16 protein-coding genes and 1 pseudogene are annotated in these 15,081 nt (G+C 73.2%); 12 read left to right on the top strand and 5 right to left on the bottom strand.

Going from position 1 to position 15,081, the window contains the following annotated elements; translation table 11 throughout:
• The 3 genes from ABD353_RS31835 to ABD353_RS31825 form a co-directional block, all read left to right on the top strand.
• Nucleotides 1–127: VOC family protein (locus ABD353_RS31835; RefSeq protein WP_344627154.1), on the top strand; the 127-nt coding region annotated here is incomplete at its 5' end.
• Between the two features lie 28 nt (nt 128–155).
• A complete protein-coding gene (locus ABD353_RS31830) occupies nt 156–812 on the top strand; it encodes an NADPH-dependent F420 reductase (protein WP_344627151.1) in 657 nt (218 codons plus the stop codon).
• Nucleotides 813–814: 2 nt separating this feature from the next.
• A complete protein-coding gene (locus ABD353_RS31825) occupies nt 815–1,555 on the top strand; it encodes a PIG-L deacetylase family protein (RefSeq protein ID WP_344627150.1) in 741 nt (246 codons plus the stop codon).
• Here the strand turns inward: ABD353_RS31825 and ABD353_RS31820 are convergent.
• Both ABD353_RS31820 and ABD353_RS31815 read right to left on the bottom strand, forming a co-directional pair.
• Nucleotides 1,519–2,412: a DedA family protein gene (locus tag ABD353_RS31820; protein WP_344627149.1), complete on the bottom strand. Its 894-nt coding sequence runs from the start codon at nt 2,410–2,412 to the stop codon at nt 1,519–1,521. The genes ABD353_RS31825 and ABD353_RS31820 overlap by 37 nt on opposite strands.
• A gap of 4 nt (nt 2,413–2,416) precedes the next feature.
• Nucleotides 2,417–2,611, bottom strand: coding sequence for a DUF1918 domain-containing protein (locus ABD353_RS31815; RefSeq protein ID WP_344627148.1), 195 nt, complete (start codon nt 2,609–2,611; stop codon nt 2,417–2,419).
• Nucleotides 2,612–2,945: 334 nt separating this feature from the next.
• Here ABD353_RS31815 and ABD353_RS31810 point away from each other — a divergent pair.
• Together ABD353_RS31810 and ABD353_RS31805 are read left to right on the top strand one after the other, a co-directional pair.
• Nucleotides 2,946–5,324: pseudogene (locus tag ABD353_RS31810) on the top strand (discoidin domain-containing protein); the annotation flags it as partial.
• Entirely contained in the window at nt 5,313–5,816 is a 504-nt protein-coding gene (locus ABD353_RS31805; RefSeq protein WP_344627153.1) for a discoidin domain-containing protein, read from the top strand. The pseudogene ABD353_RS31810 and the gene ABD353_RS31805, both read left to right, overlap by 12 nt.
• A gap of 127 nt (nt 5,817–5,943) precedes the next feature.
• Here ABD353_RS31805 and ABD353_RS31800 read toward each other — a convergent pair whose 3' ends face one another.
• Both ABD353_RS31800 and ABD353_RS31795 read right to left on the bottom strand, forming a co-directional pair.
• Nucleotides 5,944–6,603, bottom strand: coding sequence for a TetR/AcrR family transcriptional regulator (locus ABD353_RS31800; protein WP_344627147.1), 660 nt, complete (start codon nt 6,601–6,603; stop codon nt 5,944–5,946).
• Between the two features lie 37 nt (nt 6,604–6,640).
• Nucleotides 6,641–6,844, bottom strand: a complete 204-nt coding sequence (locus ABD353_RS31795; RefSeq protein ID WP_344627155.1) for a hypothetical protein — start codon at nt 6,842–6,844, stop codon at nt 6,641–6,643.
• 549 nt (nt 6,845–7,393) lie between these two features.
• Between ABD353_RS31795 and ABD353_RS31785 the strand changes: the two genes are divergently transcribed.
• Nucleotides 7,394–7,933, top strand: a complete 540-nt coding sequence (locus ABD353_RS31785; protein ID WP_344627152.1) for an ArsR/SmtB family transcription factor — start codon at nt 7,394–7,396, stop codon at nt 7,931–7,933.
• Nucleotides 7,930–9,216 carry an MFS transporter gene (locus ABD353_RS31780; protein ID WP_344627146.1) on the top strand — a complete coding sequence of 429 codons (1,287 nt, stop codon included), beginning with the start codon at nt 7,930–7,932 and terminating at the stop codon, nt 9,214–9,216. The genes ABD353_RS31785 and ABD353_RS31780 overlap by 4 nt, the downstream gene beginning before the upstream one ends.
• A 183-nt stretch (nt 9,217–9,399) precedes the next feature.
• On the opposite strand, the gene ABD353_RS31775 is transcribed toward ABD353_RS31780, so the two are convergent.
• Nucleotides 9,400–10,095 carry a substrate-binding domain-containing protein gene (locus ABD353_RS31775; RefSeq protein WP_344627145.1) on the bottom strand — a complete coding sequence of 232 codons (696 nt, stop codon included), beginning with the start codon at nt 10,093–10,095 and terminating at the stop codon, nt 9,400–9,402.
• A 74-nt stretch (nt 10,096–10,169) separates the two neighbouring features.
• Between ABD353_RS31775 and ABD353_RS31770 the strand changes: the two genes are divergently transcribed.
• The 5 genes from ABD353_RS31770 (at nt 10,170) to ABD353_RS31750 (ending at nt 15,072) form a co-directional block, all read left to right on the top strand.
• Nucleotides 10,170–10,937, top strand: a complete 768-nt coding sequence (locus tag ABD353_RS31770; protein ID WP_344627144.1) for an IclR family transcriptional regulator — start codon at nt 10,170–10,172, stop codon at nt 10,935–10,937.
• A gap of 156 nt (nt 10,938–11,093) precedes the next feature.
• Nucleotides 11,094–12,299, top strand: a complete 1,206-nt coding sequence (locus ABD353_RS31765) for a 4-hydroxybenzoate 3-monooxygenase (protein ID WP_344627143.1) — start codon at nt 11,094–11,096, stop codon at nt 12,297–12,299.
• 46 nt (nt 12,300–12,345) lie between these two features.
• Nucleotides 12,346–13,383: an amidohydrolase family protein gene (locus tag ABD353_RS31760; RefSeq protein ID WP_344627142.1), complete on the top strand. Its 1,038-nt coding sequence runs from the start codon at nt 12,346–12,348 to the stop codon at nt 13,381–13,383.
• Nucleotides 13,384–13,399: 16 nt separating this feature from the next.
• Entirely contained in the window at nt 13,400–14,152 is a 753-nt protein-coding gene (gene ligK, locus ABD353_RS31755; RefSeq protein ID WP_344627141.1) for a 4-carboxy-4-hydroxy-2-oxoadipate aldolase/oxaloacetate decarboxylase, read from the top strand.
• Nucleotides 14,149–15,072, top strand: coding sequence for an amidohydrolase family protein (locus ABD353_RS31750; protein ID WP_344627140.1), 924 nt, complete (start codon nt 14,149–14,151; stop codon nt 15,070–15,072). The genes ligK and ABD353_RS31750 overlap by 4 nt, the downstream gene beginning before the upstream one ends.
• The last annotated feature ends 9 nt before the right edge of the window (nt 15,073–15,081 follow it).

Here is a 15,081-nt window from a genome sequence, read left to right as displayed (position 1 = left end):
GGTCGAGCGGCTGCTCGACCTCGGCGCCCGCCGGGCCGACGTCGGACAGGACGGGGCACCCTGGGTCGTCCTCGCAGACCCGGAAGGCAATGAGTTCTGCGTCCTCGCCCAACGAAGCGACCCTTGAACGGGACCCCACACACGGGAGACTTGCGATGCGATTCGGGATCATCGGTACGGGCACGGTGGGCCGCACCCTGGCCGCCAAGCTCGTCGCGCTGGGCCACGAGGTCACCCTCGGCTCGCGCACCAAGGACAACACGGCGGCCGTCTCCTGGGCGGACCAGTCCGGCCCGAACGGCCACGCCGGCACCTTCGCCGACGCCGCCGATTTCGGCGAGGTGGTGATCAACGCCACCGCCGGGACGGTCTCGCTGCCGGCGCTGCGGCTCGCCGGTGCGGAGCGGCTGGCCGGCAAGGTGCTGATCGACGTCTCCAACCCGCTGGTGTTCTCGCCGACCGGCGAGGTCAGCCTGGAGCCGGTCAACACCGACAGCGTCGGCGAGCAGATCCAGCGGGAGTTCCCCGAGACCCGGGTGGTCAAGGCGCTCAACACGCTGTCCGCCCCGCTGATGGTGGACCCGGGCCGGGTGCCCGGTCCGCACCAGCTGTTCGTCGCGGGGGAGGACCCGGAGGCGAAGGCCCTCGTCCGCGGGGTGCTGGAGCAGTTCGGCTGGCCCGGCGACCAGATCGTCGACCTCGGCGGGATCAGCGCGGCCCGCGGCACCGAGATGCTGATGCCGTTCTGGCTCCGGCTGATGGGCCACTTCGGCCACACCGACTTCAACTACTCGATCAGGAGCGCCGACTGACCATGACGGATCAGGCACCACCCCCGTACCAGCCGGTCACCGAGGACTGGCAGACCGCCCTCGCCGTCGTCGCGCACCCCGACGACATGGAGTACGGCGCCGCGGCGGCCGTCGCCCGCTGGACCTCCCAGGGCAAGCGCGTGGTCTACGTGATGGCCACCAGCGGCGAGGCCGGCATCGACTCGATGGACCCGGAGACCTGCCGCCGGGTCCGCGAGGAGGAGCAGATCGCCTCCGCGGCCCTCGTCGGCGTCGACGTGGTGGAGTTCCTCGGCCACCAGGACGGCGTCGTCGAGTACGGGCTGCCGCTGCGCAAGGACATCGCCCGGACGATCCGGCGGCACCGCCCGGAGATCGTGATCACCACCAACTTCCGCGAGACCTACGGCGGGACGTGGCCCAACCAGGCGGACCACATCGCGGTCGGCCGCGCCACCCTGGACGCCGCCCGGGACGCGGGCAACCGCTGGGTCTTCCGCGACCTGCTGGACGAGGGCCACGAGCCGTGGAACGGCGTCCGGCAGCTGTGGGCCGCGGCCTCGCCGGACTCCGGCCACGCGGTGGACACCACGGAGTCCTTCGACCGCGGCGTGGCCTCGCTGGAGGCGCACCGCGCGTACCTCGACGGACTCGGCGGCGACATGGCGGACGCCCGCGGCACGCTGGAGACCTTCGGGGCGATGGCCGGCGAGCGGCTCGGCACCCGCTACGCGTCGCCGTTCGAGGTCATCCTGCTGGGCTGACCGCCCGGCCCGCCCGGACCGGACCCGCCGGCACCGGACCCGCCCGCACCCGGCCCGTCCCCGCCGTTCCTCCGCGGGGGCGGGCCGGGCTGCGCCCCGGACCCGTCAGCCGGCCCGTCCTGCGCGGCCGCGTCCCGCGCCGACCCGTCCTCCGCGGGCACCTCCTGCGCGGAAACCTCCTGTGCGGCCGCGTCCCGTGCCGGTGCTTCCTCGCTCTCCGCGGGTCCGGCGGCGGCCCGGCGGCGCCGCTTCAGGTAGGCGCGGAGCCCGACGAGGGCGACCAGCACGCCGAGCGCGGCGAGCAGGTAGACCTGGTAGCGCAGCGCCTGTTCGTAGAGGGTGCCGATGTCCGTACCGAGGGCGTAGCCGAGCGAGGCCCAGACGCCCACCCAGAGCGCGGCGCCGGCGACGTTGGCGGGCAGGAAGCGCCGCCAGGCCATGTCGGTGGTGCCGGCGATGATCCCGTTGGTCTGGCGCAGGACGTCGATGAACCGGGCGACCAGGACGACCTTGACGCCGTTGCGCCGGAAGAAGCCCTCGGCGTGGGCCATCCGGGCCGGGGTGAGCCAGACGTACTTGCCCCAGCGGTGGACGAAGGCGTGGCCGCCGGTGCGGCCGATCAGGTAGCCGAGGCTGTTGCCGACCACCGCGGCGGTGAACGCCACCGCGACCACACCCGCGATGGACATCCGGCCGGTGCCCGCGTAGACGGCGGCCAGCACCAGGACGGTCTGGCCGGGGACGGGGATGCCGCAGTTGTCGAGCAGCACGAGCAGGCCCACTGCCAGATAGCCGTAGTCGTCCAGCAGTGGGGCCAGGTGGGCCAGCGGGCCCGGCAGCGGGGGCGGGGTCGTCAATCCCTTAGCGGCGTTCCTGCTGGTGCTCGATGACGCAGTCGGGGCCGGGGTAGACCAGGCCGTCGTGGCCGTCCTCGAAGTGGACCAGGTACGGGGGCTCGCCGTCGGTCCCGCGGACCTCGATGATCTCGCCCTTGCGGTCCACCATGCCGACGGACCGGCTGTGGATGTGGAGCTGGTCGCCCACAGTGGCTTGCATGATCATGCTCCTCGGTGGCTGTCGACACTGAACTGTGCTTCCACTCTGCGGCGCGGGCCGGGTGCACGCAATGGGGGCAGATGGGGCACAACGTCCCTCACCTCTCAGGTGATCACATCTTTGCTGGACCATCACATCCAAATTGCAGGCTTCGATCGATTTTTTGCGCATGGGTATGGACTTCGTGCATCCGCTGCTCATAGTCTCGCCACGCCCGGCGGGAAGCCGCGGGCTGCACCGGTGCGTCGTCGACACGGCGTCAGTGCGGCGCGGCGGCCGGGCACTTGCCCCCACCCGGAGCACCCCCACGATCGGCAAGGATGTGCAGCCGCAGATGCAGCAACCACCCCCCACCCGGCACGGCAGGCGCACCGTCGCGGCCCTGACCGCCACCGCCCTCGGCACCGTCGGCCTGCTGACCGCCGTCCTGGCGAACGCCGGTGCCGCGCACGCCGCCGGCGTGCCCGCCCTCTCCCCGCTGAACGTCCCGGGCCGCGGAGCGACCGTGCCGTTCGTCGAGCAGGAGGCGGAGTACGCCGCCACCAACGGCACCGTGATCGGCCCCGACCGCAAGTACGGCGCGCTGCCGTCCGAGGCGTCCGGCCGGCAGGCCGTCGCGCTCAACGGCACCGGGCAGTACGTCGAGTTCACGCTGACCCAGCCGGCCAACTCGATCGACTTCCGCTACAGCCTGCCGGACTCGGCGGACGGCAAGGGCCGCGACGCCTCGATCGACCTGCTGGTCGACGGCGCCAGGCTGAAGAGCGTCCCCGTCACCTCGAAGTACAGCTGGTACTACGGTGGTTACCCGTTCAACAACAACCCGGGCGACTCCAACCCGCACCACTTCTACGACGAGACCCGCACCCTGCTCGGCCAGACCTACCCGGTCGGCACCAAGATCCGGCTGCAGGTCGCCTCGACCGCCCAGTCGCCCACCTTCACCATCGACCTGGCGGACTTCGAGAACGTGGCCGGGCCGATCGGCAAGCCGGCCGGCGCCCTCGACGTGGTCGCCGACTTCGGGGCCGACCCGACCGGTGCCACCGACTCCACCGCCAAGTTCCAGGCCGCGGTCGACGCGGGCGCGGCGCAGGGCAAGACGGTGTACATCCCGCAGGGCAACTTCACCCTGTACAGCCACGTGGTCGTGGACAAGGTCACCCTGGTCGGCGCCGGCCCGTGGTACTCGGTGCTCGGCGGGCGCGACCCGAACAACCGCGCCAACGCGGCCGGCGTCTACGGCAAGTGGGCCAACCAGGGCGGCAGCTCGAACGTCACCCTCAAGGACTTCGCGATCATCGGCGACATCCGCGAGCGGGTCGACGAGGACCAGGTCAACGCACTCGGCGGCGCGATGTCCAACTCCACCGTCGACAACCTGTGGCTGCAGCACACCAAGGTCGGCGCCTGGATGGACGGCCCGATGGACCGCCTCACCATCAAGAACAGCCGCATCCTCGACCAGACCGCCGACGGCGTGAACTTCCACACCGGCGTCACCAACTCGACGGTCACCAACACCTTCGTCCGCAACACCGGTGACGACGGCCTCGCCTCCTGGCCGCAGGACAAGCCGAACACCAACGACAGCTTCACCCACAACACCGTGGTGCTGCCGATCCTGGCGAACAACATCGTCACCTACGGCGGCCGCGACTTCACCATCTCCGACAACGTCATGTCGGACACCATCACCAACGGCGGCGGCCTGCACATCGCCAACCGCTACCCGGGGGTCAACTCCGGCAGCGGCACCGCCGTCGCGGGCACCATCACCGCCGCCCGCAACACCCTGATCCGCACCGGCAACAGCGACTACAACTGGAACTTCGGCGTCGGCGCGGTCTGGTTCAGCGGCCTCAACGAGCCGATCAGCGGCGCGACGATCAACATCACCGACACCGACATCCTGGACAGCTCCTACGAGGCGATCCAGACCATCGAGGGTGCGGCCAACGGCATCAACTTCACCAACGTGAACATCAACGGCGCCGGCACCTACGCCGTCCAGGCGCAGGCCAACGCCACCCTGAAGTTCACCAACGTGAAGGCCAGCAACATCGCGCAGTCCGCCACGCCGATCCACAACTGCGTGGGCACCGGCTTCGTCATCGCCGACGGCGGCGGCAACTCGGGCCTGACCGGCTCCACCTGCACCGGTACCTGGCCGGCACCGGTCTGGACGTACAACGGCGTGCCCTCGAACCCGGGCACCTCCAGCCCCTCGCCGAGCCCCTCGCAGTCCTCCTCGCCCTCGCCGAGCCCGTCCTCCTCGCCGACGCCGACCTGCCCGACCGGCACCGGCAACGTCGCGCAGGGCAAGCCCGCCACCGCGTCCAGCAGCAACCAGACGTACGGTGCGGGCAACACGGTCGACGGTGACGCCAACTCGTACTGGGAGAGCGCGAACAACGCCTTCCCGCAGTGGGTGCAGGTCGACCTGGGCTGCGCGGTGAGCCTCGGCAAGGTGACCCTGAAGCTGCCGCCGGCCTCCGCCTGGAACACCCGCACCGAGACCCTCTCCGTGCAGGGCTCCACCGACGGCTCGTCCTTCACCACCCTGGTGGGTCCGGCCGGCCGCACCTTCGACCCGGCCACCGGCAACACGGTGACGATCGACCTCCCGGCGAACTCGACCCGCTACCTGCGGATCGCGGTGACCGGCAACACCGCCTGGCCGGCCGCGCAGTTCTCCGAGGTGCAGGCCTTCCTCGGCAGCGGCCAGACGTCCTCCCCGACGCCGACGCCGACCCCGACCACCACGCCGGGCTGCAACCCCGGCACCGGCAACGTCGCGCAGGGCAAGTCCGCCACCGCGTCCGGCTCCACCCAGACGTACGGTGCGGGCAACGCCGTGGACGGTGACGCCAACTCGTACTGGGAGAGCGCGAACAACGCCTTCCCGCAGTGGGCGCAGGTCGACCTGGGCTGCGCGGTGAGCCTCGGCAAGGTCACCCTGAAGCTGCCGCCGGCCTCGGCCTGGAACACCCGGACCCAGACCCTGGCGGTCTCCGGCTCCACCGACGGCTCGTCCTTCGGCACGCTGGCGGGTCCGGCCGGCTACACCTTCGACCCGGCCACCGGCAACACGGTGACGATCAACCTCCCGGCCAACTCGACCCGCTACCTGCGGATCACCGTGACCGGCAACACCGCCTGGCCGGCCGGCCAGCTCTCCGAACTCCAGGCCTTCGCCTCCTGACCGCGAAGACCTGGCAGCGGATGCCCACCTCGCCGGAGGTGGGCATCCGCTTCTTCCGGCTCCGTGTTCAGGCAGCCGGCTCCGTGGTCAGGCGGCCGACCCCGTGTTCGAGCAGCCGCCCCCGTGGTCAGGCGGCGGGCCGCTCCGCCAGGTAACCGCGCAGCAGCCGCTTGCACTCGCCGATCAGCGCGGGATCGCCCTCCGGGTCCACCCGGAAGGCCACCTTGAGGACGGCGTCCGCGCACTCCATCGCCACCCGCAGCGCCAGCGCGAAGCCCGGGTAGGCGAACAGCTCGCCGCCCAGGGCGCCGATCCGCTCGGCGACCGCCGCGTTGTTGTCCAAGTCCCGGTCGAGCAGGTGCCGGTCGTCCCGCAGATCGCCCGGCACCGCGGCGACCAGGCCGAAGTCCAGGTGGCCGAAGCCGGCGACGCTGCGCTTCATCGCGACGAACTCGTCCACCGCGAGGTCCACGAAACCGGGGACGCCGACCGGCGCCGCCGCTTCGATCCGGACGGCCAGCCGGGAGAGGAAGCGGTCCAGGTTCCGTTCGGCGAGGGCGCCCAGCAGGCTCTCCTTGCCGGAGAAGAACTGGTACAGCGTGCCGATCGGCACCTGCGCCCGGTGGGCCACCTCCTTGGTGGTCAGTGCCGTCGGGCCGACCTCGTCGAGCAGGCCCGCGCAGGCGTCCAGCAGCCGCTCGTAGCGTTCCTGGCTGCGCTGCTGGACGGGCCGGCGCCGGACCGCCCCGGACGGCGGCCGGTGGTCTGTCCCCGTCTGCGCCTTCATGGGATCACTGTGCCGTATCGGGCATTCCACGCGCGAATCAAGTGCGGTGCGGCGGTCGGACGGCCTCTCGGTCGTCGACGAGCGCGGCCACCACGGCCCGGGCGGCGCGGGCGACGCGTTCGGCCGTCCAGTGGCCGGGCTCCTCCGTCGAGGAGACGCAGTGGCCGCGGGGCGGCGGCGGAAGGACGTCGGCAGCCAGGCCCGCGTGGGACACCCCCGCGGCGACGGAGGCGCACGGCACGGGCTCCGGCCCACAGCCCACCGACCCGACGGTCTTCCGGGACCGAACTCCTCGCTCGACCGGCGCCGGCGCGTGGGCCACGCCGTCGCGGAGGCGGTGCCGCTGCACCGGCGGCCGTCCGTCGACGGTGTGCCGGCCGGGGTGGCCGAACTGCTCGACACGGTGGGCGCGGACGACCGCCGGGCCCGCTCCCTGCCGGAGGCGCTCTCCGGCGGGCAGCGCCGGCGCGCGGCGATCGCCCGCGCCCCGGCCGCCGAGCCCCGGGCGCTCGCCCTGGACGGGGCGGGCAGGCCCTGGACCTCTCCGTCCAGGCGCAGATCCCGGGCCTGCCCGCCCGCATCCGAGCGGAGACCGGGCCGGCCCTGCCGTTCCTCACCCACGACCTCGGCGACCCGCAGGAGCCTTGCAGAAAGGGCCTGTTCGCCTCCGTCCCGAAGCCGGGCCGGAAGCCGCGGAGCAGGGACGAAAGCCTCATGTGCGGGACGGCCGCCTCCGGAAGCCCGGCGAAACCGCTTGACGAATGGTCAAGAAGTGTTGACCATTGGGGGCATGCCTACCGACGATCTTCCCGAGACGTTCCACGTCACCACCGACGAACAGCTGCGGGCCGTCTCCAACCTGACGCGCCACCGGATCATGGCCGTGCTCCGCTTCGAGCCCGCGACGATCACGCAGATCGCCGAGCGCGTGGGCCTCGCGAAGGGGAGTTCCAGCTACCACGTACGACTGCTCGAACGGGCCGGCCTGGTGACGGTGGTGCGCACCCGGAAGGTCCGCGGGGTCACCGAGCGGTACTACGCCATGGCCGCGCGGTCGATCGTGCTGCCGGACCCGGGCGAAGGAGGGCCCGACGTGCTGATGCGGCACGCGGTGGCGGACCTGGAGGCGGCGCCGGCGGACGGTGAGCGGCACGTGCGGATGGCCCATCTGCGGCTCACCGAGGAGCAGTTCGCGGAGCTGGGGGCGCGGCTGGAGGCACTGGCGGACGAGTACCGGGAGCTCTCCGACCCGTCGCTGCCGGACGCGTCACTCGTCTTCGCACTCTTCCGCCCGGCGTCGCACGTGCAGGCCGAGGGGGGCGCCAAGTGACCTCGGACATCAGGAAGTTGCCGACCGGGTTCGGACGGCTGTGGACCGCGCAGACGGTGTCCTCGCTCGGTGACGGCGTGTCGCACGCCGCGCTGCCGCTCCTCGCACTGACGCTGACGCGGGATCCGATGGCGCTCGCCGTCGTCACGGCCGCCGGAACGCTGCCGTGGCTGCTCTTCGGGGTGCTCGGCGGTGCGCTGGTGGACCGCTGGGACCGTCGCCGCACGATGTGGGCCACGGACGCGGCACGCGCGGTGCTGCTCGCGGTACCGGCGGCAGCGGCCGCGCTCGACGTGCTGAGCATCCCCCTGCTCGCGGCCGTCGCCTTCCTGCTCGGCCTCGGCGGACTCTTCTTCGACACGGCCGCCACGGCCTACCTGCCGGACCTGCTCGGCCGCGACCCCGCGCTCCTGGAACGCGCCAACTCCCGCCTGCGCGGCAGCCAGACCGCCGCCTCCGGCTTCGCCGGGCCGCCCGCGGGCAGCGCCCTGCTCGCGCTCGGGCGGGCGTTCCCGCTGCTCACCGACGCCGTGTCGTTCGCACTCTCCGCACTGCTCGTACGCTCGCTGCCCGCCGCGCCCCGGCCCGTACCGCAGGCCCGTGAGTCGCTGCTGCGCCAGGCGCGGGACGGCGCCTCGTACGTGTTCCGGGACCGGCTGCTGCTCGGGCTCGCGCTGCGTCCGGCCGTCGGGAACATCGCCTTCCTCGCCGTGGAGACCGTACTCGCGCTCTTCGCGCACGACCGTCTCGGCATCGGCACCTCCGGCTTCGGCCTGCTCCTCACGGCGGAGGCCACCGGCGGTCTGCTCGGCGCGGGCATCGCCTCCTTCCTCGGCCGGCGACTCGGCACCGGCACCGCGCTGACCTGTACGGCCGCGGTCGAGGGACTCGCCGTCCTGGGGCTCGCCGCCGCCCCGAACCCGTACGTCGCCGGTCTCGCGCTCGCCGTCTGCGGGGCGGGCATGGGCGCCACCATGGTGCTCGCCCCCTCCCTCCGGCAGGCGGTCGTCCCCGCCCACCTGATGGGCCGGGTCGCCTCCACCTCCCGCATGCTCGCCATGTGCGCCGCCCCGTTCGGCGCCTTCCTCGGCGGCTGGCTGGTCACCGCCTACGACGTGCGCACCCCGCTCTACGCCGCCGCCGGCCTCCTCCTCACCATGACCGCCGTCACGTCGACCATGACCAGCAACCGCCGGGTCGAGGCGGCGTTGCGTGCCGCCGTCCCGGCCGGGGGCCCGGAGCGCGCGGAATCCGCGGATCTCGTTCCGGAGGGCGCCGTCTAGGCCCGGAGTACGAGAGAGCGGAGCCGGCGGGACCCCCGGGTCCGCACCGGCTCCGCCCCCTTCGGGGCCGCAGTCGCGCAGCAGGACGGCCAGCAGCACACCGGCCGCCCCGAGCCCCACCCGCCCGCGCCACGGACCCGCCACCGGGACCGCATCCGGTCCGGTCCCCGGCGGAGGCGCGGGTCAGGAACGGGCAGGCCGCATGCCCCCGGCGCCGGCGATCCGCGACGCGGCGTCCGACCCGAACAGGTCGAGGACCTCCGCCGCGCGGCGCGGCTCGCCCGACGCGGCCAGGACGGCCCCGCCGAACGTCGAGCCGATCGCGGCGTCGCCCGGCAGCGGGCCGGCCACGACGACACCCGGCAGACCCATCAGCTCACTGTGCTGCTGGAAGGCCAGTTCCGCCTCGCCCGCAGCGAGCAGGCAGCCGACCGGCACCCCCGGCGGCGCCTGGACGAGCCGGCGGTCGACCCGGTCGGCGAGACCCAGCCGGGCCACCAGCCCGACCAGGGCCGTGCCGCTGGGGCCCGTCGAGTAGGCGATCCGCTCGGCGGCCAGCAGGGCGGCCCGCAGGTCCGACACCGAGTCGAGGGCCGGGACGGGCGAGCCCTCCGGCACCGCCGCGACGACCTGGGACACCCACAGCGGACGCACCGTGCCCGGCACCAGGTGCCCCTCGGCCGCCAGCTTCGCCAGTGCGTCGTCCGCGAGCACGAGCAGGTCGGCCTCGGCACCCCCGCGCACCCGCCGGGCGACCTCGACGCCGCCGGCCGACTCGAACCGCACGGCCGTGCCGTGGGCGGTCCGGAGGTGCTCGGAGAGCCCGGCCAGGATCAGGCGCGTCGCCATCGAGGACAGTCCGGAGATCTCCCGGTCCACGTTGCCTCCTTCTGCGCGGCCGATGCTACGACGGGCGAATGGGCAGCTCAATGCCGGTCTGCGACACTGGCCGCGTGAGTGCAACCCGGAGCACGGCGGCTGGAAAAGTTCTCGAGATCCTCTCGACCTTCGGCCGCGAGTGCCAGTCGCAGACGCTGTCGGAGATCGCTCAGCGTACGGGCCTGGCCCTGAGCACCGCCCACCGGGTCGTCGCCGAGCTCGCCGCCTGGGGAGCCCTCGAACGCGGCGAGGACGGCTCCTGGCACGTCGGGCTGCGGCTCTGGGAGATCGCCTCCGGCTGCCCCCGCAGTCAGATCCTGCGCGACGTGGCACTGCCGTTCATGCAGGACCTCTACGAGGCGACCCACGAGAACATCCAGCTCGCGGTGCGCGAGGGCACCGAACTCGTCTTCGTCGAACGGATCGCCGGGCACCGCTCGGTGGAGCTGGTCACCATGGTCGGTTCCCGCTTCCCCATCGGCTCCACCGGGATGGGCCGCGTCCTGCTGGCGCACGCACCGCAGGACATCCAGGAGGCGGTCCTCGACGCACCGCTGCGCGCCTGGACCCCGCACACCGTCACCGACCCGAAGACCCTGCGCGCCCAACTGGACCGGATCCGCCGCGAACAGGTCTTCGTGAGCGACCGCCAGCTCTCCGAGAGCACCGTCGCGGTGGCCGCACCCGTACGGATCGGCCGGACCGGGCCGGTCGGCGCCGCACTGGGGATCGTCATCGCGGCACGCGGCGCGAGCCGCGCCCGCGGACTGCGGGAGCCGCTGCTGCGGGCCGTGCACGGCATCTCCGACGAACTCGGCAGGCGCGCCCGCGGCGCAGTCTGACCGGTCGGACGCGCCATCACGGGGCGCCACCCAGGGGCGCGTGGGGGAGCTCCCCTGAGCGGTACTTCCGTCAGGCGGAAGTGGTGCTGACCCGGTGCGGTCGCGGATGCCAGCGTTCGGGGTGTTCCAGACGCTCGCAGTCGTTCAGGAGATGCCATGGCCGAGGCCGTCGTCGACACCGTCACCTCCGTTCCGGTCGCCGTCGTCGGCGCCGGCCCGGCCGGCCTCATGCTGGCGCACCTGCTGGGCCGCGCCGGGGTCGCGACGGTCGTGGTCGACACCCGCACCCGGCACGAGATCGAGACCACCCAGCGCGCCGGCATCCTCGAAGCCGGTGCCGCCCGCGACCTGGTGGAGACCGGGGTGTCCGACCGCGTCCTGCACGAGGGCCACGAGCACGAGGGCATCGAACTCCGCTTCGGCGGCCGCCCGCACCGCATCGACTTCAAGGAGCTGGTGGGCGCGTCGGCCTGGCTCTACCCGCAGACCGACGTGTTCACCGACCTGGCGAACGCCCGTGACCGCGACGGCGGCACCGTCCTGTTCGGGGTGAAGGACACCGAGGTCCTCGACATCACGACCGCCGCCCCCCGGGTCCGCGTCACCGCGTCCGACGGCACCCGCCACGAGATCAGGGCGCGGTACGTGGTGGGCGCGGACGGGTCGCGGAGCACGTGCCGCGACCTGGTGCCCGAGGACCGGCGGGTGCGGTACGGCAAGGAGTACCCGTTCGCCTGGTTCGGCATCATGGCCGAGGCGCCGACGAGCGCGCCCGAACTGGTCTACGCGCACTCCGAGCACGGTTTCGCCCTGATCAGCCGGCGCACCGAGACCGTGCAGCGGATGTACTTCCAGTGCGGCCCCGACGAGTCCGCCGCCGCCTGGACGGACGACCGGATCTGGGAGACGCTGCAGGCCCGGGTGGCCGGCCGGGACGGCTTCCGCCTCCGCGAGGGGCGGATCCTGGAGCGGACGGTGCTGCGGTTCCGCTCCTTCGTCCAGGAGCCGATGCGCTGGGGATCGCTGGTCCTCGCGGGCGACGCCGCGCACACCGTGCCGCCGACCGGTGCCCGCGGGCTCAACCTCGCGCTGCACGACGTGAAGGTGCTCGCCGGGGTCCTGCTGCGGGCGCTCGGCGGCGCGGGCGACGGCGCGCTGGACGACTACCAGCCGCGCGCCCTGCAACGGGTCTGGCGGGCGCAGAACTTCTCCTCCTGGATGACCCGGCTGCTGCACACCGCGCCCGGCGACGACGCCTTCGACCTGCGGCGCCAGCTCGGTGAACTCGACAACGTGGCGGGCTCCCGCGCCGGCCGCACCTACCTCGCCGAGCAGTACACCGGTTGGCCCACCGGCGCCTGACCGGACGCCGCACCCTGCCCCCCTGCACCACCACCCGGGAGACACCGTGATCATCGACTGCCACGGCCACTTCACCACCGCACCACCGCAGTTGGCCGCCTGGCGGGACCGGCAGGTCGCGGCGGTCGGCACCCCCGCCGCCGCACCCGACCCCGACGACCTGGTCATCACCGACGGCGACCTGCGCGAGGCGATCGAGTCCAACCAGCTGCGGCTCATGGACGAGCGCGGCATCGACCTGACGGTCTTCTCCCCGCGGGCCAGCTTCATGGCCCACCACATCGGCGACTTCGAGGTCTCCTCGGTGTGGGCGCGGATCTGCAACGACCTGGTCCACCGGGTCAGCACGCTCTACCCCGACCGCTTCGCGACGGGCGCGATGCTCCCGCAGTCGCCCGGGGTGGACCCCGCCAGCTGCCTCCCCGAGCTGCGCCGCGCGGTCGAGGAGCTCGGCGCGGTGACGGTCAACCTCAACCCCGATCCCTCGGGCGGCAGGTGGACGTCGCCGCCGCTGACCGACCGCAGCTGGTACCCGCTCTACGAGGCGATGGCCGAGTACGAGGTCCCCGCGATGATCCACGTCAGCACCTCGTGCAACCCGGCCTTCCACACCACCGGCGCGCACTACCTGAACGCCGACACCACGGCGTTCATGCAGCTGGTCGAGGGCGACCTGTTCGCCGACTTCCCGACCCTGCGGTTCGTGATCCCGCACGGCGGCGGCGCGGTGCCCTACCACTGGGGCCGGTTCCGCGGCCTGGCGGCGGCGCTCGGCCGGCCGGACCCGGAGGCGCTGCTGGAGAACGTCCTCTTCGACACCTGCGTCTACCACCAGCCCGGCATCGACCTGCTCACGCAGGTGGTTCCGAGCCGGTCGGTGCTCTTCGCCAGCGAGATGATCGGCGCCGTCCGCGGCATCGACCCGCGCACCGGCCACCACTACGACGACACCAGGCGGTACGTCGAGGCCACCCCGCACCTCACCGAGGAGGACCGGGCCGCCGTCCGCTCCGGCAACGCCCTGCGCGTCCATCCCCGCCTCGCCGCCCGCCTCGCCGGCCGCCGTGCCGCAGCCGGCCACTGACCCCGGGAGAACGACCATGGAACACACCGAGATCGGCGTCGTCCGCACCGCGATCACCCGCGCCGAGCCCGAGGCCGTCGCCGCCCTGTCGGCCTTCGGCGTGGCCACCGTCCACGAGGCCATGGGCCGGGTCGGCCTGATGCGCCCCTACCTGCGCCCGGCCTACCCGAAGGCGCGGCTGTGCGGGACGGCGGTCACCGTGCTGCTGCAGCCCGGCGACAACTGGATGCTGCACGTCGCCGCCGAGCAGATCCGCGAGGGCGACGTCGTGGTCGCGGCCTGCACGACCGAGAGCGAGGACGGCTTCTTCGGCGAACTGCTCGCGACCTCCTTCCGCGCCCGCGGCGCCGCCGGGCTGGTCATCGACGGCGGGGTGCGCGACGCGGCCGACCTGGAGGCGATGGACTTCCCGGTCTTCGCGCGGGCGGTCAACGCCAAGGGCACGGTCAAGGCCACCCTCGGCTCGGTCAACGTGCCGGTGGTCTGCGCCAACGCCCTCGTCCGGCCCGGCGACGTCGTGCTGGCCGACGCCGACGGCGTCGTGGTGGTCCCGCGCGAGCGGCCCGCCGAGGTCGCCGAGGCCTCGGCGAAGCGGGAGGCCAACGAGGAGGACAAGCGCGCCCGGTTCCGCGCCGGCGAACTCGGCCTGGACATGTACGGGATGCGCGGCCCGCTGGCCGCACTGGGCCTGCGTTACGAGGACCGACCGATGGGGGCCGACCGACGAGGACCGACCGACGAGGACCGACCGACGAGGACCGAGCGATGACGACGACGGAGTTCGAGAAGACCCCCGGCTGGCTGGACTGGTACGCCGGCCCGAGCCGCCCGCGGTTCCGGCTGCCCGCGGGCGCCGTCGACGCGCACTGCCACGTCTTCGGCCCGGGCGCCGAGTTCCCGTACGCCCCCGAGCGGAAGTACACCCCCTGCGACGCCTCCAAGGACCAACTCTTCGCACTGCGTGACCAGTTGGGGTTCGCGCGGAACGTCGTCGTGCAGGCGACCTGCCACGGCCCCGACAACCGTGCCATGGTCGACGCCCTCCGCGCCTCGGGCGGACTGGCCCGCGGGGTCGCCACCGTACGGCCCGGGATCGCGGAGGAGGAGCTGCGCGAGCTGCACGAGGCCGGCGTCCGCGGCGTGCGGTTCAACTTCGTCAAGCGGCTGGTCGACGCCGCGCCGCAGCAGGACCTGCTCGACGTCGCCGGGCGGATCGCCCCGTACGGCTGGCACGTCGTCGTCTACTTCGAGGCGGCCGACCTCGCCGAGCTGCGGGACTTCCTGCTGTCGATCCCGGTGCCGCTGGTCGTCGACCACATGGGCCGGCCCGACGTCACCGAGGACCCGCACGGCCCCGCGTTCGAGGCCTTCCTCGACCTCCTGCGGGCCCGCCCCGACATCTGGTGCAAGGTCACCTGCCCGGAACGGCTGTCGGTGAGCGGGCCGCCCGCCCTCGACGGCGAACGGCGGGCGTACCGCGACGTCGCCCCGTTCGCCCGGCGCGTGGTCGAGGAGTTCCCCGACCGGGTGCTCTGGGGCACCGACTGGCCGCACCCCAACCTCACCGACCACATGCCCGACGACGGCCTGCTCGTCGACTTCGTCCCGCACGTCGCGCCGACGCCCGAGCTGCAGCACAAGCTGCTCGTCGCCAACCCGATGCGCCTCTACTGGCCGGACGCCGACTGACCCCCACCG

The organism is Kitasatospora arboriphila, from assembly GCF_039528095.1.
Taxonomy (GTDB): Bacteria; Actinomycetota; Actinomycetes; order Streptomycetales; family Streptomycetaceae; genus Kitasatospora; species Kitasatospora arboriphila.
Note: the sequence above shows the minus strand (reverse complement) of the source record. Positions and strands in the feature narration are given on the sequence as shown.